Origin of the sequence: Rhodococcus spelaei, assembly GCF_006704125.1 — a bacterium.
In the GTDB taxonomy this organism is placed as follows: Bacteria; Actinomycetota; Actinomycetes; order Mycobacteriales; family Mycobacteriaceae; genus Rhodococcus_G; species Rhodococcus_G spelaei.
In genome coordinates, this window is record NZ_VIGH01000004.1 from 190,642 (window position 1) to 213,466 (window position 22,825).

Genomic DNA, 22,825 nt, shown 5'->3' on the forward strand with positions numbered 1-22,825 from the left:
GGTCGGCGGGTCCGGGGTCGGGGTGCGGCTCGATCGAAGCTGACGTCACGGCACCCTCGACCAGTAGGTGCCGTCGAGCATCGCCTCGAGCGTCGGGCGGTGCAGGATCATGTCGTCGGGGTCGGCGGGCTGCTGCGCCTGGCCGAACGCGATCGCGCGTGCCTGCACGCGGAACATGATCGTCGCGTGCCGCAGCGCAGCGTAAAGGCTGTAGTAGTCCAGGTTCTCGCACTTGTGCCCGGTCAGCTCGGTGTACCGGGCCGCCATGTCCTCGCGCCGCATGAAGTCGGGCAGGCCGGGCAGGCCCGCGAGAGTGGCGAGATCCTCGAAGAACCTGTGCAGGAAGATCATCCACGCCAGGTCCATCTCACGCGGACCGAGCGCCGCCATCTCCCAGTCCAGCACCGCCACCGGCTCGAAGTCCCGGTACATGATGTTGCCGATCCGTGAGTCGCCCCAGCACAGCACCGCGGGGGAGTCGTCGGCCGGGACCGTCGCCTCCAGACGGTCCAGGCAGCGCTCGATCAGCGGCGAACGCGGACCGTCCGCGGCCGCCCACTCGTAGAACCCGCGCTGCCGCGCCAGGTGTGCCCGCAGCGACTGCTCGGCGCTCGGTCCCGCGTCGTGCAGTCGCAGGAAACCGAAGTGCTGCTGCGGATCCGGGACGGCGTGCAGTCGGGCCAGCACGTCCACCGAGGCGTCCTGCAGGGTGCGACGCTGCTCGGGGGTGGCCTCGGAGACCCAGGACCCGAAGTTGTAGGGCATCACGTCGGGCGGGACCGTGCCCTCGATGCGTTCCATCACGAAGAACGGCGCGCCGAGCGCAGTCGGGTCGGACTCCGACCAGTACGCGGTGGGTACCGGTACGTCCGACAGTTCACCGACGCCCTTCATCACGGCGAACTGGGTGTCCATGTCGTAGCTGGGGAACACCGGCATCGAGACGGCGGTCGGCTCGACCCGGGCGACCAGCTCGTGGGCGCGCCGTCGACCGTCTTCCGCTGTGCTCTCGGTTCGCTGCGCAGGCTCCGCTCCGGGGAGCGCGTCCTCCGCCGACTCGGTCCACGTCGCGTCGAAGAGGATGGTTTCGCTGGAGATGCCGTTGGCGTCGGGGAGCCTGACGCCGCTCACCGTGGGGTCGGCACCGTCGTGCAGGCGGCCGGCCAGCCAGACCTGCAGAGCGTGCCGCAGTTGTTCGGGGTCGCGTTTGGAATCGGTCGGCCGGGCGATCTCGGCCGCGTTGTCCGGGGCGGTTCCTGTTGTGCTCACGTGCCCTCGATCCGTCGTTCCCGGTGGGGGAGCCGAAGTGTGGTGAGAAGCACACTAGAACACGTTACAGACTTGCGGGGGTGAAAACAGCCCCTATTTCGGGAGAACCTGTAACGAAACTCCAGCGACCTAGCTGACCAGCATCAATGCGCCCGCGCCGATCAGCGTTGCGCGGCCGCCGAGCTCCGCGGGCACGATCCGCAGCCCGCTGCTGAAGGACAGTCGCGCGTGCCGGGCAGCTGCCTCGACCATCGGCCCCCACAGCGGCTCACCCGACTGCCCGAAGCCGCCACCGACCACCGCCAACTCGAGGTCCAGGAGCGCGGCCGCCGACGTGATCGCCGTGCCGACCGCGGTCCCGGCCCGATGCAGCGCCGCCAGCGCCACCTCGTCGCCCGCGTTCGCGGACTCGGACAGTTCGAGGCCCGTCGACCCGACCCAGCCCCGGGCATTGGCCCAGCGGACGGCGGACGGTCCGCTGGCGACCGCCTCGAGGCAGCCGAATCCGCCGCATGCGCACGGCACGTCGTCCACCCCCGGGACCACCACGTGACCGATGTGCCCGGCGTTGCCGGTCCGGCCGCCGACGATGCGCCCGTCGAGGATCACGCCGCCGCCGACGCCGGTCGAGACGATCATCCCGATCTGGTTCGCGGTGCCGCGGCCGGCGCCGAAACGCTGCTCGGCGAGCGCGCAGCAGGCCCCGTCGACGGCGAGTCGGACCTGCGCGCCGGGGAACAGGGACCGGACCGCGTCCACGAGGGGGAAGCCCTCGCGCCACTGCGCGATGTTGAGCGGGCCCACCACGCCCGCCTCGACGTCGACCGGCCCGGCCGAGCCGATCCCCACCGCCGTCACCGGGCGCCCCTCGGACACCTCACGCAGCAGCGTCTCGGTCGCCTCCCAGACGCCGGTCGTGGGCGTGGGCACCCGTCGCTCGCGCAGCAGTTCGCCGGCGGGGGAGACCAGTCCCGCCGCGAGCTTGGTGCCGCCGATGTCCAGGGCGAGAACGGTCATAGCGGGGAGAATAGGCGCCTGCGGCACTGTGAGCGCCAAACACCCCAGCCGGGGTGAACGGCGCGCACGGGCGCGTCAGCGCTTCTTCAGCACCACGACGAGGTTCGAGACCAGCGCCTCGCGCAGCCACGGCAACCGGACCATCCACCACGCCCAGCGCGGGTGGTAGCGCGGGAACGCGGCGAGCAGCTCGCCGTCTGCGGTGGACCGTGCCCAGCGCAGCCCGTCCGACGCACCGACGTCGAACAGCGACACCCCGAAGCGGTTCTTGGGTTCGCGGCCCTGCTTGCGTGCGTACCGGCGGGCCGCGTACTCGCCGCCGAGGACGTGCCAGGGGCCGGTCTCGTGACCGCCGAACGGACCCCACCACAGCGTGTACGAGAGCACCATCATCCCGCCCGGCTTGGTCACCCGCAGCATCTCGTCCGCCATCGTCCACGGCTCGGGCACGTGCTCGGCCACATTGGAGGAGAAGCAGATGTCGACGCTGTCGTCCCGCAGAGGCAACGCCATCCCCGACCCGCGGATGCCGCCGTGGCTGGGCAGCCCGGCCGCGTGCATCTCGGTGGGATCCGGCTCGACCGGCACGTATCGGGCGCCGGCGCGACGGAACGCGTCCGCGAAGTAACCGGGGCCGCCACCGACGTCGAGGACCGTACGACCGTCGAGGCTCTGCCCCGTCATCCCGGCATAGAGGTCCTCGATCAACTCCAGCGAGTCACCGGCCAGCGCGCCGTAGAACCGGTCCGGGTCGGACTGTTCGTAGCGGAAGTCGGAGAGCAGTCCCACCGACCGCCGGAGGGTGGCCCGGCGGGCGAAGATGCGGGTCACGGGGAGCGCGGTCACGGGAGGCAACCCTACTGAGCGGCGTGGCGACCTCCCGCCGCGGCCGGAGGTAACGAAACCTTCCGAGGTCGGCAGCCGATATGGTGAGCAGCGGCCGCGCCGCGGTCGTGACATCCGACGGTCCAGGAGAAGTCGTGCGCGAGGTTCTGTTGTTGTGCTGGCGCGACACCGGGCATCCGCAAGGCGGCGGCAGCGAGCGCTACCTCGAGCAGGTGGGCGCCGGGCTCGCGGACCGCGGCATCAAGGTCACCCTCCGCACCGCCCGTTACCCCGGCGCGCCGCGCGAGGAGACTGTCGACGGCATCCGGATCAGCCGTGGCGGCGGCCGGTTCACGGTCTACCCCCGCGCGCTGGCCGCGATCGCCGCGGGCCGGCTCGGCTTCGGACCGCTCCGAGGCATCTCGCCCGACGCCGTCGTCGACACCCAGAACGGGATCCCGTTCTTCGCGCGGGCGGTCGCGGGCGCGCCGATCACCGTGCTGGTGCATCACTGCCACCGTGAGCAGTGGCCGGTCGCGGGACGGCTGATCGGCCGGATCGGCTGGTGGGTCGAGTCGGTGCTGTCGCCGCGCGTGCACCGGCGCAACCAGTACCTGACCGTCTCGCTGCCGTCCGCGGAGGAACTGTCCGCCCTCGGTGTCGACGCCGAGCGGGTCGCGGTGGTCCGCAACGGCGCCGACACCGTCCCGCCGACCGTCCGCTCCGGCGACGACGACACCCGGACCGTGCACCCGAGCATCTGCGTGCTGTCGCGGCTGGTGCCGCACAAGCAGATCGAGGACGCCCTCACCGCGGTCGCGACGCTGCGGGCGCGCACCCCCGGACTGCACCTGGACGTGATCGGCGGCGGCTGGTGGGAGGAGAACCTGCGCGGTCACGCGCACGACCTCGGTATCGCCGACGCGGTGACCTTCCACGGGCACGTCGACGAGGAGCGCAAGCACGAACTGCTCTCGCGCGCCTGGGTGCACGTGATGCCGTCCCGCAAGGAGGGCTGGGGACTCGCGGTGATCGAGGCGGCCCTGCACGGCGTCCCGACCGTCGGCTACCGCAGCTCGCGTGGCCTGACCGACTCGATCGTCGACGGGGTGACCGGACTGGTCGTCGGCGGCGAGATCGCGGGCACCACCGACGAGGTGGCTGCGCTGACGGACGCCGTCGAGCAGCTGCTGGTGGACGCCGAGCGCCGCGCCGAGCTCGGTGAGAAGGCCCGCGGCCGGGCCGCGGAGTTCTCGTGGACGCAGACCGCCGTCGGGGTGCACACCGTGCTCGCCGAATCCGCCGCGGGCCGGTACGTCTCAGGCCTGATCGGCCCGATTCCGGCGGTACCGGCCGAGCACGCAGCCGAGCGCGCCGCCGGCTAGCAGCGCCGCCCACACGAGGTGCGCGGCGACCGCCGCGCCCCGAGCAGCCGGACGGTCCGGCACCGGGGTCAGCTCACCGGGCACCCGGTACAGCGACAGGTGCTCGTCGGCGAACACCGGCTCCAGTTGCGCGAGGGTGCCCTCGGCGAAGTCGAGCGGCCCGGACGAGTCCCGTTCGACGAGCACCCAACCCACCCCGAGGTCCGCCAGGTGCCGCGGGTCCATGCCACCGAGCAGCACCGCCTCGACCTGTTCGGCGCGGTCGCCCTCGCCGCCGATCTCGATGAAGCTGCCGCCGGTGAAGGTCGGGTCGTGGCGCGACCCGACGACCAGCCGACCGGTCTGTGGCACGTCCAGCGGCAGCATCCGCGGCGCCGGATCGAGGACCGGTGCGGTACCGGTGTACGGGAACCTGCGGAACGTCCCGCCGGGCAGCACCGCGACGTCGCCCTCCTGGCCGTCGAGCTCCGCCCCGACGGCAGCCCAGGACGGCGGGTAGTGCACCGGTCGCAGCGCGCCGCCGACACCCCACGCCAGGTCCGGCAGGGCGATCAGCAGCGCGACGATCCCGACCGCGGCGGCGGCCGATCCTGAGGTCTTCCTGTCGGCTGGCGGTGGAAGTCCTCCGCGATCGCCGAACACCCGACGGCACAGCCGCGCCAGGTCGGGCACCCCCGCCGCCGCGGCCAGCGCGTAGAACGGGACCGCCAGCGCCACCCACTTCTGGGCGTCGCGCAGCAGTCCGGCGCCGGGCACGTGGACCACCGCCCACTCGCCCGCCTGCAACCCCCACCCGGTCGCGCCCAGCGCGGGCAGCACGACGGCCGTCGCGGCGACGACCGCCAGCGCGACGAGCACCGGGTTGCCGCGCCGTCCCCCGCGAGCGGGAGGTACCCCCAGCCACAACGCGGGCAGCCCGCAGACGACGATCGCCAGCACGACGACGGTCCCGGCCGGCGCCCACAGTCCGGATCGGCTGCCCGGCAGCGCTTCCGAGTTCCAGATCCCGCCCAGTCCGGCCAGACTGCCGAGGGTTCCGAGCCCGGGTTCGGCGCGGGCGGCGAACGCGGCGACCCCCGCCGGGTCCGAACCCTGCGCCCCGGCACCGGACAGGGCGGTCGCCGTCAGCCACGGCGCCGACGCCAGCACCGCGGTGGTCGCCGTCAACGCCAGCCGCGACCACCGCGCGCCCACACCACCCGGCACCGCCGCGAGGACCAGCGCGAGCGTCGCGGCGAGCAGCGCACCGGTCGGGGTCAGGGCGGCCGCGGCCAGCGCGACGGCGAGCGGACTCCACGCCCGCCACGACCACGGACGGCCCGTGCGGCGCAGTCGGTACATCGCGAGCACCGTCCACGGCAACGCCGCGTACCCGGTCAGCAGGCTCCAGTGCCCCTGCAGCAGCCGCTCGGCGACGTACGGATTCCACAGCGTCACCGTGGACGCGAGCAGTTGCGCGCCGAGCCCGGCCGTCGGCAACAGCGTCGCGACCATCCGCGCGGCGCCCCACCCGGCCAGCCACAGCGCGGCCAGCAGGATCGCCTTGACCACCAGTCCGCCGTCGAGCACCGGCGACAGCACGGCCAGCAGCGCGTCCTGCGGGACCGCACGCGCGGCCGCGTCGGTCAGGCCCAGCGCCGAGTCGGTCAGGTACGAGCGCGGGGTGCTCACCGCGTCGCGCAGCAGCAGGTGGCCGGGGCCGAGCAGCGGTCCGAGGATCAGCATCGCCAACGCCAGGCTGTACAGGCTGGGCACGGCCCGGGGAAGCCCGGCGGGCCGCGCGATCATGGCTCGAGACTAGTGCGGAGGCGTCGGTGCGATCATGGGCGCATGACACCTCGCGCCGCCGCCACCTCCGCGGCGGCCGGGATGACGATGGTGACGATCGGGTCGATGACCGCGAACGTGGCCGCGTATCTGTTGCAGCTGTTCGCCGCCACCTGGCTCGGTCCCGCCGGCTACGGGGAGTTCGCCTCCCTGCTGGCGGCCCAGCTCGTGCTCGCGGTGCCCGCGCTGGCCCTGCAGACGGTCGTCGCGCGTGAGGTGGTGCTCGGCAGCGGGGCGGATGCGCTGCGACGGCTCGGCCTGCGGTGCGCGGCGATCGTCGCGGTGCTCGCCGCGCTGCTGGTGGTCCCGGTCGCGGCAGCCCTGCACACCTCGGTCGGGGCGACCGCTGCGGCGCTGCTGACCGCGCCGGTGCTGGTCCTGCTGGCCGCCGAGCAGGGACTGCTGCAGGGCCGAGGCCGGTTCCGGGAGCTGAGCGTCGTGCTCGCCGCGGCGGGCGTGGCGAAGGTTCCGGCGGTCGCGGTGCTCGCGGTCGGGGGCGGTCCCGGGGTCGCGCTGGTCGCCACCGCGGTCGGTACCGCGGTGGTGGCGGCGGGGGCGCGGGTGGTGGTGGGCCGCGAGGTCGGCTCGGTCGCCGAGACCGCGCCGCCGGCAGTGGGTGTGGCCGCGGTGCTGCGGGCCTCGCAGGTGCAGCTCGCGTTGATCGCCCTGTCCTCGGTGGACCTGCTGCTGTCCCGGGTGGTGCTCGACGAGGCGCAGGCCGGGCAGTACGCCCTCGGTGCGGTCGCGACGAAGATCGCGTTCTGGTTGCCTGCAGCGGTCGGGGTGGTGCTGTATCCACGGATGGCCAACCCCGCGCACTCGGCGGGGGCGATCCGGTCCGCGCTCGGAGTGCTGGTCGGGCTCGGGGCGGTGATGGTCGCCGCGGCCGCGCTGGCCGCGCCGTTGGCGCCGCTGCTGGCGGGCCGGGACTACGCGTCGGTGCAGGGACTGCTGTGGGCGTTCGCGCTGGACGGCGCGTGCCTGGCGGTCCTGCAGGGCGCGCTGTTGTCCGCGATCGCCCGCGAGCGCACCCTGCTGGCGTTGGTCGCGTGGGCGGGGCTGGCGGTCGAGGTGACGCTCATCCTGACGGTGGCGTCGAGCATGCGGCAGCTGATCCTGATCACGGTCGCCTGCGCGGCGGTGACGGCCGCCCTGGTGAGCGTGGCCGCCCTGCGCGGTGCCGACACGCCGCCCCACCTACCGGGTGAGGGGACCCCTCGCCCGGTCTGACTGGTTGAAGGTTCCCTTCACCCCGGCGGGGCTCCGGCGGCATGGGCTCACAACACGACCCCGACCTCCGCGAGCCGGCGACGCAGCCGCACCAGGTGACCTCCCGGCCAGTACACCCGACCGCAGTCCGGGCATCGGCTGAACTCGGACTGCTCGCGCGCGACCTGGGCGGGGACCTGCCCGACCACCTGCGCGCCCGGGACCCGCACGAGTATGCCGTTGCATCGCGCGCACCGGGTGAAAGGTCTTGTCCGCGAATGTAACTGGAATCGGTCGAGTACCTCGCGCAGTTGACGTCTCGGGTCGGTCTCGTGCACGAACGCGCCGTGGGTCAGGGCGGCCCGGCCGAGCAGTCCGACGTCGCGGGTCAGCAGTGTCCGGGACTCGGCCAACGAGATCGTCATCAGTTCGTCGTCGTCGAGGTCGTTGCGGTAGCTGCAGTCGAATCCGAGCAGTCGTAGGTACGACGCGAGCCGGCCGAGGTGCACGTCGAGGACGAAGCGGGGCTCGCGCAGCGGTCGCGGCCGCAGTCGGGTGACGCCGGTCAGGTCGAGCCGCTCGAACATCGGGTACACCGCGACCCGCTCGCCGCCGCGCAGTAGACGGTCGAAGCCGACCGAGACGCCGTCCACCAGCACCAGGTCCACCTCGGTGTGCGGCACGCCAAGCGACTCGATCCGGTCCTTGACCGAGGGGGTGCCGTCGAAGGTGTGCGGGAAGGTTCGCTTGCGCAGGGCGGGCGCCAGGAAGTCGTTCAGCTCCTCGTAGAAGCGGAACTCGCAGCGGTGCCGGGGTGCGCGCATGGTGGAAAGTCTCGACAGCAGGCGTCTCGACCGTGAACCTACGCCCGCGCCCGCCCCGCCGCATCGCCCCGCGATCGCACTGCCGGCGAAGCTCACGTGCGGGGCCGGACAACTCCGCTGCGACGTGGCACGATCGCGGAGGTGACCAACAGTCCCACCGCGGAGCAGCGCCGTCGCGACCTCACGCTGCTGCGGCGCGTGCGCGACCGGATCGACCGGGAGTACGCGCAGCCGCTGGACGTCGAGGCACTCGCACGCGGCGTGCACATCTCGGCCGGGCACCTCAGTCGCCAGTTCCGGCTCGCGTACGGCGAGTCGCCGTACGCGTACCTGATGACGCGGCGGATCGAGCGTGCGATGGCGCTGCTGCGGCGCGGCGACCTCAGCGTCACCGAGGTCTGCTTCGCGGTCGGCTGCTCGTCGCTGGGCACCTTCAGCACCCGCTTCACCGAGTTGGTCGGTGTGCCGCCGAGCGTCTACCGGGACCAGACGCGGCCCGAGGCGGAGATGCCGTCGTGCGTCACGAAGCAGGTCACCAGACCGATCAGGAATCGAGAAGCGTCGACCCAGACCCGCGCCTAGCGTGATCGTCATGAACATCACCATTCATTCGGCATTCCTCCCCCACGACGACCGCGACGCAGCGCTGGCCTTCTACCGCGACATCCTCGGCTTCGAGGTCCGCAAGGAGGTCGGTTACAACGGGATGTACTGGATCACGGTCGGCCACCCGGACCAGCCGGGCACGTCCCTGGTCCTGCACCCGCCGGCCGCGGACCCGGGCATCACCGACGACGAGCGGCGCACGATCACCGAGATGATGGCCAAGGGGACGTACGCGATCCTCACACTGGCCACCCCCGACCTCGACAAGACCTTCGCGGAGCTGGAGGCGAGTGGCGCGGACATCGTCCAGGAGCCGATCGAGCAGCCGTACGGCATCCGCGACTGCGCGGTTCGCGACCCCGCAGGCAACCTTCTCCGCATCAACGAGGTGAACTGACATGACCTCCATCGCATCCCTCACCCTCGACGTGCCCGACACCGGTGCGGCCGAGGCCTTCTACGACACCTTCGGTCTCGGCGCCCACGTGAACGTGCGCGCCGCGGAGGTACCGACGACCGGATTCCGCGGGTACACGCTGTCGCTCGTGGTGTCCCAGCCGAGCAACGTCGACATGTTCATCGGGTCCGCCCTCGACGGCGGCGCCACCGCACTGAAGCCGGCGAAGAAGGGCTTCTGGGGTTACGGCGGTGTCGTGCAGGCCCCGGACGGAGCGATCTGGAAGGTCGCGACGTCCTCGAAGAAGGACACCGGACCGGCCGCACGGCGGCTCGACGACATCGTGCTGTTGCTCGGCGTCGAGGACGTCAAGGCGAGCAAGCAGTTCTACGTCGATCGCGGGCTGGAAGTGGCGAAGAGTTACGGACGCAAGTACGTCGAGTTCGCCACGCCGCCCGAGAACGTCAAGCTGGCGCTCTACGGGCGCCGTGCCCTCGCGAAGGACGCCGGGGTCGCCCCGGACGGCACCGGATCGCACCGGATCGTCATCGGCAGCGACGCCGGATCGTTCACCGATCCGGACGGCTTCGCGTGGGAGACCGCGTCCGTATGACGATGTTCGGGTAGGGACAGAGACCGCAGGCCGCGAAGGCGGCTCCGCTCGAGGGATGGAGACAACGTGAGCATGGCCACGACGACGAAGACGCAGTCGACCGGGCGCCGCGCCGCCGACAGCCACGACCTGATCCGCGTGCACGGCGCGCGGGAGAACAACCTCAAGAACGTCAGCGTCGAACTCCCGAAGCGGAGGCTGACGGTGTTCACCGGCGTCTCCGGCTCGGGCAAGAGTTCGCTGGTGTTCGCCACGATCGCCGCGGAGTCGCAGCGGATGATCAACGAGACGTACAGCGCCTTCGTGCAGGGCTTCATGCCGACGATGGCGCGGCCGGACGTCGACGTGCTCGAGGGGCTCACGACGGCGATCATCGTCGACCAGGAGCGGATGGGCGCCAACCCGCGCTCCACCGTCGGCACCGCGACCGACGCGAACGCGATGCTGCGGATCCTGTTCAGCCGGCTCGGGACGCCGCACATCGGTTCGTCGCAGGCGTTCTCGTTCAACGTCGCTTCGGTCAGCGGTGCCGGCGCGATCACCATGGAGAAGGGCGGCCGGGAGGTGAAGGAGCGTCGCAGCTTCAGCATCACCGGTGGCATGTGTCTGCGCTGCGAGGGCCGGGGCAGCGTCTCCGACTTCGACCTGACCGCCCTGTACGACGACAGCAAGTCGCTCAACGAGGGTGCGCTGACCATCCCCGGCTACAGCATGGACGGCTGGTACGGCCGCATCTACCGAGGCTGCGGCTTCTTCGACCCCGACAAGCCGATCGCGAAGTTCACCAAGAAGCAGGTGAACGACCTGCTGTACAAGGAGCCGACGAAGGTCAAGGTCGACGGCGTCAACGTCACCTTCGAGGGCCTGATCCCGAAGATCCAGAAGTCGTTCCTGTCCAAGGACCGTGAGGCGATGCAGCCGCACATCCGGGCATTCGTCGATCGCGCGATCACGTTCCAGACGTGCCCCGACTGCGAGGGCACGCGGCTCAGCGCGGAGGCGCGGTCGTCGAAGATCGACGGCGTCAGCATCGCCGACGCCTGCAAGATGCAGATCAGCGATCTCGCCGAGTGGGTGCGCGGTGTGGACGCGAAAACGGTGGCGCCGCTGGTGAAGTCCCTGAGCGAGACCCTCGACTCCTTCGTGGAGATCGGCCTCGGCTACCTCAGCCTCGACCGCCCGGCGGGCACGCTGTCGGGTGGAGAAGCGCAGCGCACCAAGCTGATTCGCCACCTCGGCTCGTCGCTCACCGATGTCACGTACGTCTTCGACGAGCCGACCATCGGTCTGCACCCGCACGACATCGCGCGGATGAACGGGCTGCTGCTGCAGTTGCGGGACAAGGGCAACACGGTGCTGGTCGTCGAGCACAAGCCGGAGGCGATCGCGATCGCCGATCACGTCGTCGACCTCGGCCCACGCGCCGGCACCGAGGGCGGTGAGATCGTGTTCGAGGGCACCGTGGAGGACCTGCGCTCGAGCGGCACCCTCACCGGCAAGCACTTCGACGACCGGGCGTCGGTGAAGCCCGCGGTGCGGACCTCCACGGGGGCGCTGGAGGTGCGCGGCGCCGACACTCACAATCTGCAGGACGTCGACGTGGACATCCCGCTCGGTGTGCTCGTCGTGGTGACCGGTGTGGCCGGGTCGGGCAAGAGCTCGCTGATCGACGGTTCGCTGTCAAAGCGTGACGGTGTCGTCTCGATCGACCAGGGCGCCATCAAGGGGTCCCGGCGCAGCAACCCCGCGACGTACACCGGTCTGCTCGACCACATCCGCAAGGCGTTCGCGAAGGCCAACGGCGTCAAGCCCGGGCTGTTCAGCGCCAACTCCGAGGGTGCGTGCCCCAACTGCAACGGCGCCGGCGTCGTGTACTCCGACCTGGCGATGATGGCCGGCGTCGCGACGCCGTGCGAGGTGTGCGAGGGCAAGAGGTTCCAGGCCGAGGTGCTCGACTACACGTTCGGCGGCAGGAACATCGACGAGGTGCTCACGATGTCGGTGGCGCAGGCCGAGGAGTTCTTCAGCGGCAGGGAGGGAGCAGCGGACTCGAAGATCCCTGCGGCGCACAGGATTCTGGACCGTCTGGTGGACGTCGGGCTCGGGTACGTCAAGATCGGTCAGCCGCTGACCACGCTGTCCGGCGGCGAACGGCAGCGTCTCAAGCTCGCCACCGCCATGGCCGAGAAGGGCGAGGTCTACATCCTCGACGAGCCGACGACCGGTCTGCACCTCGCCGACGTCGAGAACCTGCTCGGCCTGCTGGACCGGCTCGTCGACTCCGGCAAGTCGGTCATCGTCATCGAGCACCACCAGGCGGTCATGGCGCACGCCGACTGGATCATCGACCTCGGCCCCGGTGCGGGTCACGACGGCGGCCGGATCGTCTTCGAGGGCACCCCCGCCGACCTCGTCGCCGCCCGCTCCACCCTCACCGGCGAGCACCTGGCGGCCTACGTCGGAGCCTGATCTGGGCCGGCGCGGAAGCGCCACTGTCCGGGCACAGCGAAAGGGCCCGCACTCGAGTCGAGTGCGGGCCCTTTCGCTGAGGGTGTGGCTACAGCCGGGTGGTCGGCGGATCCTGGTCGCGCGGGTCGACGGCCGGGAACTGCTCCGTCTGGTCCGTGGTCCAGTCCTGCCTCGGGATCATCTCGGTGTCGGCGTCCCGGGAGTCGTAGCCGGAGTCGCTCCGCTTGTCGAGGTTCACGCCGGGTGCGTCCGGGGTGGTGGCGGGACCGGTCGCGACGGCCGGGTTCTTCGGGCCGCGTCCGCGGGTACCGAGGTAGATGCCGGCGATCAGCGCGATGACGCCGAGGATGCCCGCGACGATCGGCACGGTGCGGCCGAAGATCGCCAGCTTGTCCTGGCCGTCCTTGGCCTGCTGGACCTGGTACTCGATGGTCTGCTCGTCGAACGGCAGCGTCGCCTTGAGCACCGTGACCTCGGGCTTGTCAGCGGTGCGGGCGTAGTACTGGTACAGCTTCTCCTGGCCCTTGACGACGACGCCGGTCTCCGGGTCGACCCAGGTGTCACGCTCGTTGGTGTACCAGCGGGTCATCGTGACGGGCGCGTCGCCGCCCTCGACCCCCCAGACGGAGGCCGGGAAGGTCAGCTTGTTCGTCGGCGAGGAGACCACCTTCGACAGGTCGACGGGCGCGACCTTCTGGTTGTAGTGGTACACCTTCATCCCGTTGATCTCGGTCTCCTCGACGAAGTCGATGTCGTGAGTCTGGCGGGCGTTGATGTCGTAGTACGGGTACGACTTCTTCTCGGCGTCGAACGGCCACTTGTACTGCAGGCCGTCGCGCTCGACCTCGTCGGCGGGCTTGTTCGCGTCGGTCTGGATGGTGCTGGTGCCACCCGGGACCGGCATCGAGCTGACCCGGTCGACGGTCACCGTGTCGACGGTCGCGGTGAGCAGGCCGGTGTCACCCTGCTTGTCGGTGCGGCGCAGCGTCTGACCGGCCTGGACGGTGATGTCGTTCGCGTTGGACGGGTCGACGACGGTGACGTAGCGCTGTGCGACGAGCGGCACGTTGGTGTTGACGACGGCCTTGCCGGAGGTCAGAGACTTCGAGTCGAGGACGTCTCCGTTACCGGTGGCGACGGTGGTGACCTCGAGGTCCAGCGGGGTCTTCTTGAGCTTGCCCACCGTGTACGTCGGGATCAGCAGTGCGGCTGCCAGTAGGAAAGCGCCGAGCCCCACCAGAATGCAGGCGAGTGTCCTGCTCGGCCCTGAGCGTTCCGCCATCTGTGAATCTCCTTCGTCTCCGATGAGCCGTCCCCGTGGCACGACTGTGCGCCGCGCCGAGCGCAGAGTGCCCGAATCGTGACACTCAGTGAGCCAGACAGTAACAGTGTCGGGGGTCCTGTTGAGCTGGCACGCCGGATATCGGACACCGTAAGGAACTCGGCTCCGTGCCGCGCTCCGAGCATGCCGGGGCACACTGGACGCCAAATGGATACCAATGCAGCGCCCGCGCCGTCGACGGTCGGTCCGGTCCGGGGCTTCGTCCCGGCACTCGACGGGATGCGCGGGCTGGCCGCGATCGGCGTGCTGATCACCCACGTGGCCTTCCAGACCGGTGCGGGGTCCACCCCGGTGCTGGGGAGGGTGTGGGGGCGCTTCGACCTCGCGGTCGCGGTGTTCTTCGCGCTGTCGGGCTTCCTGCTCTGGCGCCCGCACGCCGCCACGGCCCGCGGGCTGGGGAAACAACCCCCGACCGGTCGCTACTTCCTGCACCGTGCGGCGCGCATCCTGCCCGCCTACTGGGTGGTGGTGGTCGTGGTGCTGCTGTTCCTGCCCGCGGCCGGCGGCGGCTGGCGGGTGTGGGCCGCCAACCTCGGTCTGGTCCAGGTGTTCGTGCCGTTGACCCTGACCGACGGCCTGACCCAGATGTGGAGCCTGTCCGTCGAGGTGGCGTTCTACGCGCTGCTGCCGCTGATCGCGCTGGCACTGTCGCGACTGCGGGGGCCCGCGGCGAGGTGGCGCATCCCCGTGCTGCTCGGCGCGGCGGCGGTCAGCCTTGCCTGGGTGTACGTACCGGTTCCCACGCCGGACGGCATCCACTCCGACAACTGGCTGCCCGGGTACCTGCCCTGGTTCGGTGCGGGCATGCTGCTCGCCGAACTGGCGATGCTCCCGGACGGTCCGGTGCACCGGCTGGCCCGGCGTCGCGGGGTGATGGCGACGATCGCAGTGGTGGCCTTCGCTCTCGCGTGCACCGACCTGGCCGGTCCGGAGGGGCTGGTGCGGGCGGCGCCATGGCAGTACTCGACCAAGATCGTGCTCGGCGGCGTGCTGGCGTTCGCGCTGCTCGCGCCGCTGGTGCTGGACGTCGCCCGTCCGCACCGGTGGCTGGCGGGCCCCGTCGCCCTCGCGGTCGGCCGCTGGTCGTACGGGTTGTTCATCTGGCACCTCGCGGTGCTCTCGATCGTGTTCCCGGTCTTCGGCATCCTGCCGTTCCAGGGCCAGTTCCTGTTCGTACTGGTGGTGACGCTGGCCCTGAGCCTTGCGGTGGCCTCGGCCAGCTACGCGCTGCTCGAGGAACCGGCCCGGCTGGCGCTGAACCGCTGGGAGAGCCGCCGACGCGCAGCGCGCGCGGCCGAACCCGACAGCGGCACCGCGGCCAACCCGACCGCGACCACCGCGACCAGCGTCGCGAGCTGAACCTGCCAGGCGTGCCCGACGTACCCGCCCGGTGCCCGCCACGGTCCGGTGGACAGCAGTGCCGCACCGGTCACGGTGCCCAGCCCCGCGAGCCCGACCAGGGTCCGGGCCGCCGCGACCGGTCCACGTAGCCGCCCGACGGTGATCGCCAGCGCCGTCACGATCACGGTGACCGCCAGCCCGGGCCAGCCCGCGACGACCGTCGCCGACGCCAGCACGCCGACGTAGCCGGCAGTGGCGCTGCGCCAGGTGCGTGGCGCCGGACCGGGATCGGTGGGGCGGCGGCGGGTCCCACGCAGCACGATCGGGCCCAGCGCCAGCGCGAACAACGGGATCAACGCGAGCAGTCCCGCCGCGATGCCGAGCCGGTACCAGCGGTCGGTCGGGAACTCGAGGGTGACGGTGCCGTCGGTGCCGGCGGGGATCACCCAGCCCTGCTGCCAGCCGTTGACCACCACCCGGGACAGCTCGGTGCCGTCCGGTGCGGTCGCGATCCAGCCGATGTTCTGCGACTCGGGGATCACCACCAGCCGGTCGCGGCCGGTGGCGGTGAAGGTCAGCTCGCGGTGGTTGGGGGTCCAGGCTGTGGTGGGTACCGGCGTCTCGGCCCGGGGCGCGTCGGAGACGGGCGGGGTGGCGGCGTCCAGGCGCAGGCCGTCGACGAAGAACGCCGGTCCCGGTGCGACCACGACGGACTGCTCGCCCGCGGGGAGTGTCGCTGCGGGGGTGCCGCAGACGGTCGCGGGAACCGGTGCGCCGGAACGCAACTGCTCGGCTGTCGCGGTCACCGTGGTGTGCAGTACCTGACCCGCGAAGGAGATCACCGGACCGTCTGCGCAGCCGACGGTGACGGTCCGATCGGCGGCGTCCGCCGGGTCGGGCCCCGTTCCGGGCATCACCACGTCCCGACCGTCGGGTCCGGCGGTGAGCACGCCGATCTCGGCGATCCCGGTCGGCTGCGGCTGCGCGAACCCGAACGCGGTCTGGTCCAACACGTCGTCCCAGGCGGTCACGCTGAGCACGATGCGGTCGGTGACGGCGGGTTCGAGTTGCACCCGGCCGTCGCGGATCTCACGTACCTGCGGGCCGGTGCCCAGGTTGACCGCGACGGCCGTCGCCGGGGCGGGCAACGCGCCGAGGCTCGGGGTGAGCTCGAGTCCCGTCACCCGGACGGGGTGCGGAAGATTCAGCGTGACAGTTGGTTTCGGTCCCTTGCCGGTGGTGGAGTCGGTGGCGGCGGTCCAGCTGGTGCGGGGGTCGCCGTCGGTCGCGGCGGCCGCCGAGCCGCGGACGTCGCCGACCTCCGAGTCCCCGACGGCCTGCACCCGAGCGGGGTCGGCCAGCAGTGCCTCGAGCGCCGGGCCCTGTCGCGACCGCACCAGCAGCCGCGGCGTCACTGTCGTGTCGGCGGGCACCGACAGCGTCCGCTCGAACGCGGCGAGTTCCTCGGGCTGCATGGCCAGGCCGCGGCCGCAGCGCACCCGGTCGGTGGCGTCGACGCAGCCGGTGCGGCCGGGCAGTTCCTGGCCGAGGTCCCAGGCGTCGACGGTCGCGCCCGTCGGGGTGGGAGGCAGCACTGTCCGGTGGCGGATGGGCACGGTGACCGGGTGGTCCCGGTCGGTGTAGTCCTCGACCGACAGCTCGCTGATGCCGAACTGGGTTCCCACCGAACCGTCCTCGGTCCTGGTGGCGGTGATCTTGACCCAGTCGGTCTCGCCGGGCGGCAGCGAGACGGTCAGCAGGTCGCCCGGCTTGCCGACCCGCACCGCGGTGCTGCCGTTCGCGGTGGTGATCTCGAGCTGCTTGACCGGGACGCCGAGCGCGGCCGGGCTGGTCCGCAGGTGCAGCAGCCCGGCGCGGACCGGATTGTCGAAGTCGAGTCGAAGCCACTGTCCGAGTGCGCTTTCCAGGCCGTTGCTGAACCAGCCGGTGGCTTGGTCGCCGTCCACCACCGCGGCGGGCCCGCTGCCCGGCGCGGTGCCGCCGAGCTGGGTGGCGTCGGCGGCGGAGCTGGACACGCTGATCCGGGCGCCGTCCCACACGCCGGTCACCAGCGGCGCGCCGTCGACCGGGTAGTCGGGCACGAGGTTGTAGGTGCGCCGCGGGTCGTCGGGCCCGCGCAGTGCCGAACTGTGGTTGTCGACCTGGCCGAAATCGGTTTCCCGGTCGGTCGGGGTGTCGGTGACGGTGACGGAGTCGACGGGCAGTCCGGCGCGGGCGGCGTCGGCTGCCAGCAGCACCGGTCCGGAGGTCGGGCTGTCGCCCGGCTCGCGCCGGGAGTTCAAGCGCTGCAACGACTCCGGTCCACCCTGCACGACGGGCACCGCGGCCAGGTCCACGGTGAACGGGCCGGACGCGACCGTCTCGGGTCGATGCGGATCCGAGACCCGGTAGATCTCGACAGCCGGATACCGTGGCCGCAGGTCGCCGTCCGCGACGAACCCGTCCACGTGACCCGGACCGACGTCCTCCCCGAACTGGGCCACCCGGGACAGTCCGGGGGAGTCGTCCACGGCCTGGTGGACCAGTAGCGGTCGCGTCGAGCGGGACGTCTCCGGATCCAGGTCGTTGCGCACCACCAGGTAACTGATGCCCTGCTCGAGCAGGGTTTCGGCGAGTCCGTCGGACGGGCTGCCGTCGGCGATCAGGCGTTGCACGGAGTCGAGCGCGCGGATCGCGCCCGGTGGCACCAGCGGCACGGCGTCGCGGACCGCCCACGGGGTGGTCGCCAGCGCCTGCAGGGGTTCGTCCCGGGTCAGGCCCCAGACCTGGGCGGCGAACGGGGCGCCCGGGACCACCAGCGCGCGCTGCGCGTCGGACCCGTCGGGTGAGGTGCCGCCGGCGTTCTCGCTCAACCAGTCCGCGGCCTCGTGCCAGTAGCCCGGCACCGCGTCGTAGGCGCCGCGCGGCGCGAGCTTGCCGGTCCAGGCCAGCGAGGTGGACAGGGTGAGTGCCACGAGGATCAGGCTGGTGACCGCGACCATCGGTTCGCGTTCGGGGTGCGCGAACGCGCTGCGCCAGCGGGCGGTCGGGACCGAGCCGGGCAGCGGGACCTTCGCGAGCAGGTGCGCGAGGCCGAGCGCGAGCGGCAGCCGGACCAGCGGTTCGAGCTTGTGCACGTTGCGCAGCGGGGCGCCGCCGGAGTCGAGGAAGGTCCGGACGGTGTCGGCGAACGGGGAGCCGAGTTCACCGACGTAGCCGGCGGCGAGTCCCGCGAGCCCGACGAACAGGATCAGTACCAGCCTGCCCTTGGCGGGCATGGCCCGCATCGCCAGCCCGGCCAGGCCCGCGGCGGCGATCAGTCCGGTGGCGACCACGGCGGCCGGCTGGGTGACCAGGACCGCGCCGGCGATGCGTTCGGGGGAGACGAACGGGGTCCAGCTGTCGGTGCCGCGCAGCACCTCGGTGAGGCTGGTCCACTGGGTGGTGACCCCGGAGGACTCGATGTAGTCGAGGAACGGCGGGCTGACCTTGCCGAGCAGCAGCAGCGGCACCATCCACCACGCGACTGCCAGCAGGCACAGCGGGATCCACCAGGCGGTGAATCGCCACCAGCGCCGGTTCGGGCGGTGGCTGACCCACCACAGCGCCGCGATCAGGCAGGCGGCGCCGGTCGCGACTGCGTTGACCGCGCCCATCAGTGCCACCGCCACCGCCGACTGCGCCGCCAGCACCGAGGCGCTCCGCGCCCGTGAGTCCTTCTGGCCCGCGTGGGGGCCGAAAGGACTCACAGGCGACGAAGTCGCAATGACAACCGGCAACAGCACCCACGGCGCCAGCATCATCGGCAGGGTCTCGGAGGAGATGGAACCGAGGGTGGTCAGCACCCGCGGCGCGAGGGCGAACGACAGCGCCGCGATGATGCGCGAGCTGCGACTGCCGACACCGAGGGCCTCGGCGAGCCGGACGATGCCCCAGAAGCCGGCGATCAGCAGCAGCGCCCACCACACCCGCTGGGTGATCCACGGCGGAATGTGTGCGAGCTGGCCGAGCGCGAAGAACGCGCCGTGCGGGAAGAAGTAGCCGTACGCCTGGTTCTGGACCTGGCCGAGGGGGGCCTGGCTGGACCACTGGTGCGAGGCGCGCGCGAGAAACCCGATCGGGTTCTGTGTGAGGTCGTACTTGGTGTCGGCGACGAGCAGTCCGGGGGACTGCAGGAACGCCAGTACGAAGGCGACGGCCGAGGCGCCGAACAGCCACCGCCGCGACAACGGCGCGGTGTTCACGCGGCCGGAATCAGTGACGGAGTTCGGCGCCCCGGACGTCGGGGACGAGCTGGAAGTCGTCTGCGAGGAGCTGTTAACGGCTGCCGTACTCAACCTGGTTCAGCAGGGAGGAATTGGCGTTGCCGGTGCGGTCGATGTCCGGACGGGTGTTGTCCGAGGCGGCCGCGGTGATCCCGAAGACGGCGCCGAGTCCGAGGACCGCGCCGATCACTGCACTTGCCACGCCGGGGACAAGGAACTTCATCTCGGATCTCCCATTTGCTTCTGCCTGGCTGAAAACGTTTCGCGTCAAGGTATCACCCGGGGCGGGACGGGAGGGCTCGCTGCCGGAGTTTGCCTCGACGCGGTGACCCTTGCCCGCCTGCCCTCACGAAACGCCCAGCGCGCCGAGCAGGGTGCCGAGTTTGGTTGTCGTCTCGGCCAGCTCGGAGTCGGGGTCCGAGGCCGCGACGATGCCGCCGCCCGCCCAGGCCCGCAGTCGCAGGCCGTCCGCGTCGACCTCGGCGCACCGGATCGCGACCACCCACACGCCGTCACCGTCGGCGTCGCACCAGCCTGCGGCGCCGCCGTAGAAGCGGCGGGGTTCCTCGGTGGCGCGGATGGCGTCGAGCGACGCCGCGAACGGGGTGCCGCCGACCGCGGGGGTGGGGTGTAGCAGTCGGGCCAGTTCGAGGGCCGACGGTGCCGGGTCACGGAGCAGTCCGCGGATGGGGGTGGCCAAGTGCCACACCTGTCGGGTACTGACCAGCTCGGGCGCGTCGGGCACCGACAGTTCGGTGCAGACGGGCCCGAGGACCTCGCGGATCCGGTCGGTGACGTAGGCGTGCTCGATCCGGTTCTTCGCCGACGCCAGCAGGGCCTGGCCCTCGGCGTGGTCGGCCTCGGGATCGGCCCGCCGCGGCGCGGTCCCCGCGAGGGGGAAGCAACGGACCTCCCGGCCGGTCCGTTCGAGCAGCAGTTCCGGGCTGGCCCCGACGAGGGCGTGCCCGGTGTAGTCGTCGCCGGCGGGGGTCAGGTCGACGCCGAATCCGTTGCCGTGCGGATCGCCGTCGACCAGTCGGGCCAGCAGCGACCACGGCCGGATCGGGTGGTCGGCTTCGAGGATCACCGAGCGTGCGGCGACCACCTTGTCCAGTTCGCCCGCCCGCAACCGGTCGACCAGGACGGCGACCCGGCGCAGGTGTTCCTCGGGAGCGGGCAGTCGCTCGGCGACGCGGACGGCGGGCAGGGTCGGCACGGCCTCGGGGCGCCACGGCCCGGTGGTGAAGACCGCGGTCTCGGGGGCGGTCAGCGCGGCCGGACCGCAGGGGTCGAAGGGCAGCGCACCGACGACGAGCGGGACGTCCCGCCGCGCGAGAGCCTCGGCGGCGGCGTCGATTCCGCGGTACTGGTCCCGGCTGCCGGAGGTGCGCAGGGTCCGGTCGGCGCGCGAGAGCAGGAAACCGTCCATGTCGGCTCTCGACGATAGTCGCCGGTGCCCGAGCGCCGACGTGCCGGGCGCGCCCGACCCCTACCTTCCTGGCGGAACGATCAGCACCGGGCGGTGACTGTGCCGCAGCACGTGGTCGGCGACCGACGACTGCAACAGCGACTTCAGTCCGGTGGTGCCGCGGGTGCCGGTGACGATGATGTCGGCGTTCAGATCGTCGGCCGCCTCGACGATGGTCGTCCAGATGGTGGTGACGCATTCCGCCGTCCGGCCTTCCGCGTTGAGCCCGACGCTCCGCGCGAGGTCGAGGCCCTCGACGTTGACGGTCTTCGCGTCGGTCAGTGCGATGTCCTCGCTGTCCTCGTCGGGGACCCACTCGGGTTGCATCACCCCCGACAGTCCCGACATCCGGGCGGCCTGGCGGACCATCGGTTCCCAGGCGGTGATGACGACGGCGCGTTCGGCGCTGAGGAAGCGGCCTGCGTATTCGACTGCGCGCTTGGAATTCTCGGTTCCGTCGTAGGCGATGAGCATCAGGTCGGCGGGCATCGAGACCTCCTCTTCTCGGGCGGCGATCCTGCCCTCAGGTTACCGTGCCGGGGCCCTCGCGGGGCCTCGCCGCGTAGTCGAAATGCCAGGTGGGGCCCCTTCGCCCCAGGGCTGTGCGTCCACGTGGATCCCCGGCGGCCGGCAGTGGATCTCGAGAGCGGGGCATTAGGCTCGTCCTGTGACCTTCACCCGATCGACCCGTGTCGCGACCCTGGTTCTCGGTCTCGGAATGCTCGCCGCGTGCGGCACCTCGGGGACCGACTCGACGACGTCGGCGGCCCCGCCCACGACGACCGAGGTCCCGAACCGGGACCTGGTGACCGGGGCCCGCGACCAGAACGAGCCGGCGGTGTGCGGCGCCGACTTCCTGGCCGGGCTCTCGCCGCGGCAGAAGCTCGCGCAGCTGTTGAACGTCGGCGTGACCGGGACCGCCGACGCGGTGGACGTGGTGCGCCGCGAGCAGGTCGGCGGCATCTTCGTCGGCAGCTGGACCGACGAGTCGATGCTGGCGGGCAAGCAGGTACCGCAGGTCGAGGCGGTCGCGAAGGTGCCGCTGATGGTGAGCATCGACGAGGAGGGCGGACGCGTGTCGCGGGTCGCGGACCTGCTCGGCGACGACCCCGCGCCGCGGACGGTCGCGCAGACGATGACGCCGGAACAGACCTATCAGATGGCGTTGACCCGGGGCCGCCAGCTGCACGACCTCGGCATCACCGTGAACTTCGCGCCGGTCGTCGACGTCAGCGACCAGCCGGCGAACTCGGTGATCGGGGACCGGTCGTTCTCCGGTGACCCGGCGGTCGTGACGCGTTACGCCGGCGAGTACGCCCGCGGCATGCGCGACGCCGGGGTGTTCCCGGTGATCAAGCACTTCCCCGGCCACGGGTCGGGGTCGGGCGACTCGCACACCGGCGAGGTGACGACGCCGCCGCTGGACCAGTTGCAGACACGAGACCTGGTGCCGTACCGCACGCTCGTGACCACCGGCGTCGGTGTGATGGTCGGGCACCTCGACGTGCCGGGCCTGACCGCGCCCGGTGTGCCCGCGAGCATCAGCCCGGCGGCGATGAACCTGCTGCGCACCGGGACCGGCTACGACGCGCCGCCGTTCGACGGCCCGATCTTCACCGACGACCTGTCCGGGATGCGGGCGATCACCGACCGGATGGACATCGCGCACGCGGTCGGGGCCGCGCTGACCGCGGGCGCGGACGTCGCGTTGTGGTTGACCACGGCACAGGTGCCGGAGGTGCTCGACCACCTCGAGCAGGTCGTGTCGTCGGGTCAGCTGAGCGCGCAGCGGGTGGACGCGTCGGTGCTGCGGGTGGCGCGGGCCAAGGGCGTCGTCAGCTGCTGAGCTCGTTGCCGCAGTGAGGGGCCGGTGCGAGTCGGAGTCGGCGTGCCGGGGAGAATGCGGAGAACGTACGAAATTCTTACTCTAGAGTAAGATCGACTGTGGGGTCTCCACCGCGTGTGGGA

General features: G+C 71.7%; 17 protein-coding genes and 1 pseudogene. 8 read left to right on the forward strand and 10 right to left on the reverse strand.

The genetic code is table 11. The annotated features are described in order from the left end of the window. Positions 1–45: 45 nt before the first annotated feature. The 3 genes from FK531_RS10300 to FK531_RS10310 form a co-directional block, all read right to left on the reverse strand. Positions 46–1,269 carry a phosphotransferase family protein gene (locus tag FK531_RS10300; RefSeq protein WP_142098752.1) on the reverse strand — a complete coding sequence of 408 codons (1,224 nt, stop codon included), beginning with the start codon at positions 1,267–1,269 and terminating at the stop codon, positions 46–48. 129 nt (positions 1,270–1,398) lie between these two features. Then, complete coding sequence (locus FK531_RS10305; RefSeq protein WP_142098754.1) at positions 1,399–2,286, reverse strand: ROK family protein; 888 nt, start codon at positions 2,284–2,286, stop codon at positions 1,399–1,401. 75 nt (positions 2,287–2,361) lie between these two features. Then, a complete protein-coding gene (locus FK531_RS10310; protein ID WP_142099547.1) occupies positions 2,362–3,117 on the reverse strand; it encodes a class I SAM-dependent methyltransferase in 756 nt (251 codons plus the stop codon). Positions 3,118–3,266: 149 nt separating this feature from the next. Here FK531_RS10310 and FK531_RS10315 point away from each other — a divergent pair, with 149 nt between their 5' ends. Next, a complete protein-coding gene (locus FK531_RS10315) occupies positions 3,267–4,496 on the forward strand; it encodes a glycosyltransferase family 4 protein (protein ID WP_142098756.1) in 1,230 nt (409 codons plus the stop codon). Here FK531_RS10315 and FK531_RS10320 read toward each other — a convergent pair. After that, positions 4,431–6,284, reverse strand: a complete 1,854-nt coding sequence (locus tag FK531_RS10320) for an MmpA family trehalose lipid delivery protein (protein WP_142098762.1) — start codon at positions 6,282–6,284, stop codon at positions 4,431–4,433. The two genes, FK531_RS10315 and FK531_RS10320, sit on opposite strands and share 66 nt — an antisense overlap. Positions 6,285–6,326: 42 nt before the next feature. On the opposite strand from FK531_RS10320, the gene FK531_RS10325 reads away from it, so the two are divergent. Beyond that, positions 6,327–7,553, forward strand: a complete 1,227-nt coding sequence (locus FK531_RS10325; RefSeq protein WP_142098764.1) for a polysaccharide biosynthesis protein — start codon at positions 6,327–6,329, stop codon at positions 7,551–7,553. 47 nt (positions 7,554–7,600) lie between these two features. Here FK531_RS10325 and FK531_RS10330 read toward each other — a convergent pair whose 3' ends face one another. Further along, entirely contained in the window at positions 7,601–8,356 is a 756-nt protein-coding gene (locus FK531_RS10330; RefSeq protein ID WP_142098767.1) for a Mut7-C RNAse domain-containing protein, read from the reverse strand. A gap of 141 nt (positions 8,357–8,497) precedes the next feature. Between FK531_RS10330 and FK531_RS10335 the strand changes: the two genes are divergently transcribed. From FK531_RS10335 to FK531_RS10350, 4 genes are all read left to right on the forward strand, one after another. Next, positions 8,498–8,938 (forward strand): helix-turn-helix transcriptional regulator, encoded by a 441-nt coding sequence (locus FK531_RS10335; RefSeq protein WP_142098771.1) that lies wholly within the window; start codon positions 8,498–8,500, stop codon positions 8,936–8,938. 10 nt (positions 8,939–8,948) lie between these two features. Further along, entirely contained in the window at positions 8,949–9,359 is a 411-nt protein-coding gene (locus FK531_RS10340) for a VOC family protein (protein ID WP_142098775.1), read from the forward strand. Between the two features lies 1 nt (position 9,360). Beyond that, positions 9,361–9,972, forward strand: coding sequence for a VOC family protein (locus FK531_RS10345; protein WP_142098778.1), 612 nt, complete (start codon positions 9,361–9,363; stop codon positions 9,970–9,972). A gap of 72 nt (positions 9,973–10,044) precedes the next feature. Continuing rightward, a complete protein-coding gene (locus FK531_RS10350; RefSeq protein ID WP_142098793.1) occupies positions 10,045–12,441 on the forward strand; it encodes an ATP-binding cassette domain-containing protein in 2,397 nt (798 codons plus the stop codon). An 88-nt stretch (positions 12,442–12,529) separates the two neighbouring features. On the opposite strand, the gene pgfA is transcribed toward FK531_RS10350, so the two are convergent. Next, a complete protein-coding gene (gene pgfA / locus FK531_RS10355; RefSeq protein ID WP_142098843.1) occupies positions 12,530–13,723 on the reverse strand; it encodes a cell envelope lipid trafficking protein PgfA in 1,194 nt (397 codons plus the stop codon). A 207-nt stretch (positions 13,724–13,930) separates the two neighbouring features. On the opposite strand from pgfA, the pseudogene FK531_RS10360 reads away from it, so the two are divergent. Further along, a pseudogene (locus FK531_RS10360) lies at positions 13,931–14,980 on the forward strand (acyltransferase family protein); the annotation flags it as partial. 23 nt (positions 14,981–15,003) lie between these two features. Here the strand turns inward: FK531_RS10360 and FK531_RS10365 are convergent. From FK531_RS10365 to FK531_RS10380, 4 genes are all read right to left on the reverse strand, one after another. Further along, positions 15,004–19,368: an alpha-(1->3)-arabinofuranosyltransferase gene (locus tag FK531_RS10365; protein WP_246098088.1), complete on the reverse strand. Its 4,365-nt coding sequence runs from the start codon at positions 19,366–19,368 to the stop codon at positions 15,004–15,006. 73 nt (positions 19,369–19,441) lie between these two features. After that, the gene (locus tag FK531_RS10370; protein WP_142098847.1) at positions 19,442–19,612 is read right to left on the reverse strand and encodes a DUF2613 domain-containing protein; all 171 of its coding nucleotides are present in this window, start codon (positions 19,610–19,612) and stop codon (positions 19,442–19,444) included. A 123-nt stretch (positions 19,613–19,735) separates the two neighbouring features. Then, positions 19,736–20,818: an isochorismate synthase gene (locus FK531_RS10375; protein ID WP_142098848.1), complete on the reverse strand. Its 1,083-nt coding sequence runs from the start codon at positions 20,816–20,818 to the stop codon at positions 19,736–19,738. Between the two features lie 60 nt (positions 20,819–20,878). Next, a complete protein-coding gene (locus tag FK531_RS10380) occupies positions 20,879–21,346 on the reverse strand; it encodes a universal stress protein (protein WP_142098850.1) in 468 nt (155 codons plus the stop codon). Between the two features lie 229 nt (positions 21,347–21,575). Here FK531_RS10380 and FK531_RS10385 point away from each other — a divergent pair, with 229 nt between their 5' ends. Then, entirely contained in the window at positions 21,576–22,703 is a 1,128-nt protein-coding gene (locus tag FK531_RS10385; protein ID WP_142099549.1) for a glycoside hydrolase family 3 N-terminal domain-containing protein, read from the forward strand. Positions 22,704–22,825: the final 122 nt, after the last annotated feature.

Excerpts from the sequence above, each read along its gene's own strand:
- FK531_RS10330 (WP_142098767.1), bottom strand. The coding sequence starts at position 8,356 with ATGCGCGCACCCCGGCACCGCTGCGAGTTCCGCTTCTACGAGGAGCTG.
- FK531_RS10370 (WP_142098847.1), bottom strand. The coding sequence starts at position 19,612 with ATGAAGTTCCTTGTCCCCGGCGTGGCAAGTGCAGTGATCGGCGCGGTC.
- FK531_RS10385 (WP_142099549.1), top strand. The coding sequence starts at position 21,576 with ATGCTCGCCGCGTGCGGCACCTCGGGGACCGACTCGACGACGTCGGCG.
- FK531_RS10380 (WP_142098850.1), bottom strand. The coding sequence starts at position 21,346 with ATGCCCGCCGACCTGATGCTCATCGCCTACGACGGAACCGAGAATTCC.
- FK531_RS10340 (WP_142098775.1), top strand. The coding sequence starts at position 8,949 with ATGAACATCACCATTCATTCGGCATTCCTCCCCCACGACGACCGCGAC.
- FK531_RS10305 (WP_142098754.1), bottom strand. The coding sequence starts at position 2,286 with ATGACCGTTCTCGCCCTGGACATCGGCGGCACCAAGCTCGCGGCGGGA.
- FK531_RS10350 (WP_142098793.1), top strand. The coding sequence starts at position 10,045 with ATGGCCACGACGACGAAGACGCAGTCGACCGGGCGCCGCGCCGCCGAC.
- FK531_RS10345 (WP_142098778.1), top strand. The coding sequence starts at position 9,361 with ATGACCTCCATCGCATCCCTCACCCTCGACGTGCCCGACACCGGTGCG.
- FK531_RS10325 (WP_142098764.1), top strand. The coding sequence starts at position 6,327 with ATGACACCTCGCGCCGCCGCCACCTCCGCGGCGGCCGGGATGACGATG.
- pgfA (WP_142098843.1), bottom strand. The coding sequence starts at position 13,723 with ATGGCGGAACGCTCAGGGCCGAGCAGGACACTCGCCTGCATTCTGGTG.
- FK531_RS10320 (WP_142098762.1), bottom strand. The coding sequence starts at position 6,284 with ATGATCGCGCGGCCCGCCGGGCTTCCCCGGGCCGTGCCCAGCCTGTAC.
- FK531_RS10375 (WP_142098848.1), bottom strand. The coding sequence starts at position 20,818 with ATGGACGGTTTCCTGCTCTCGCGCGCCGACCGGACCCTGCGCACCTCC.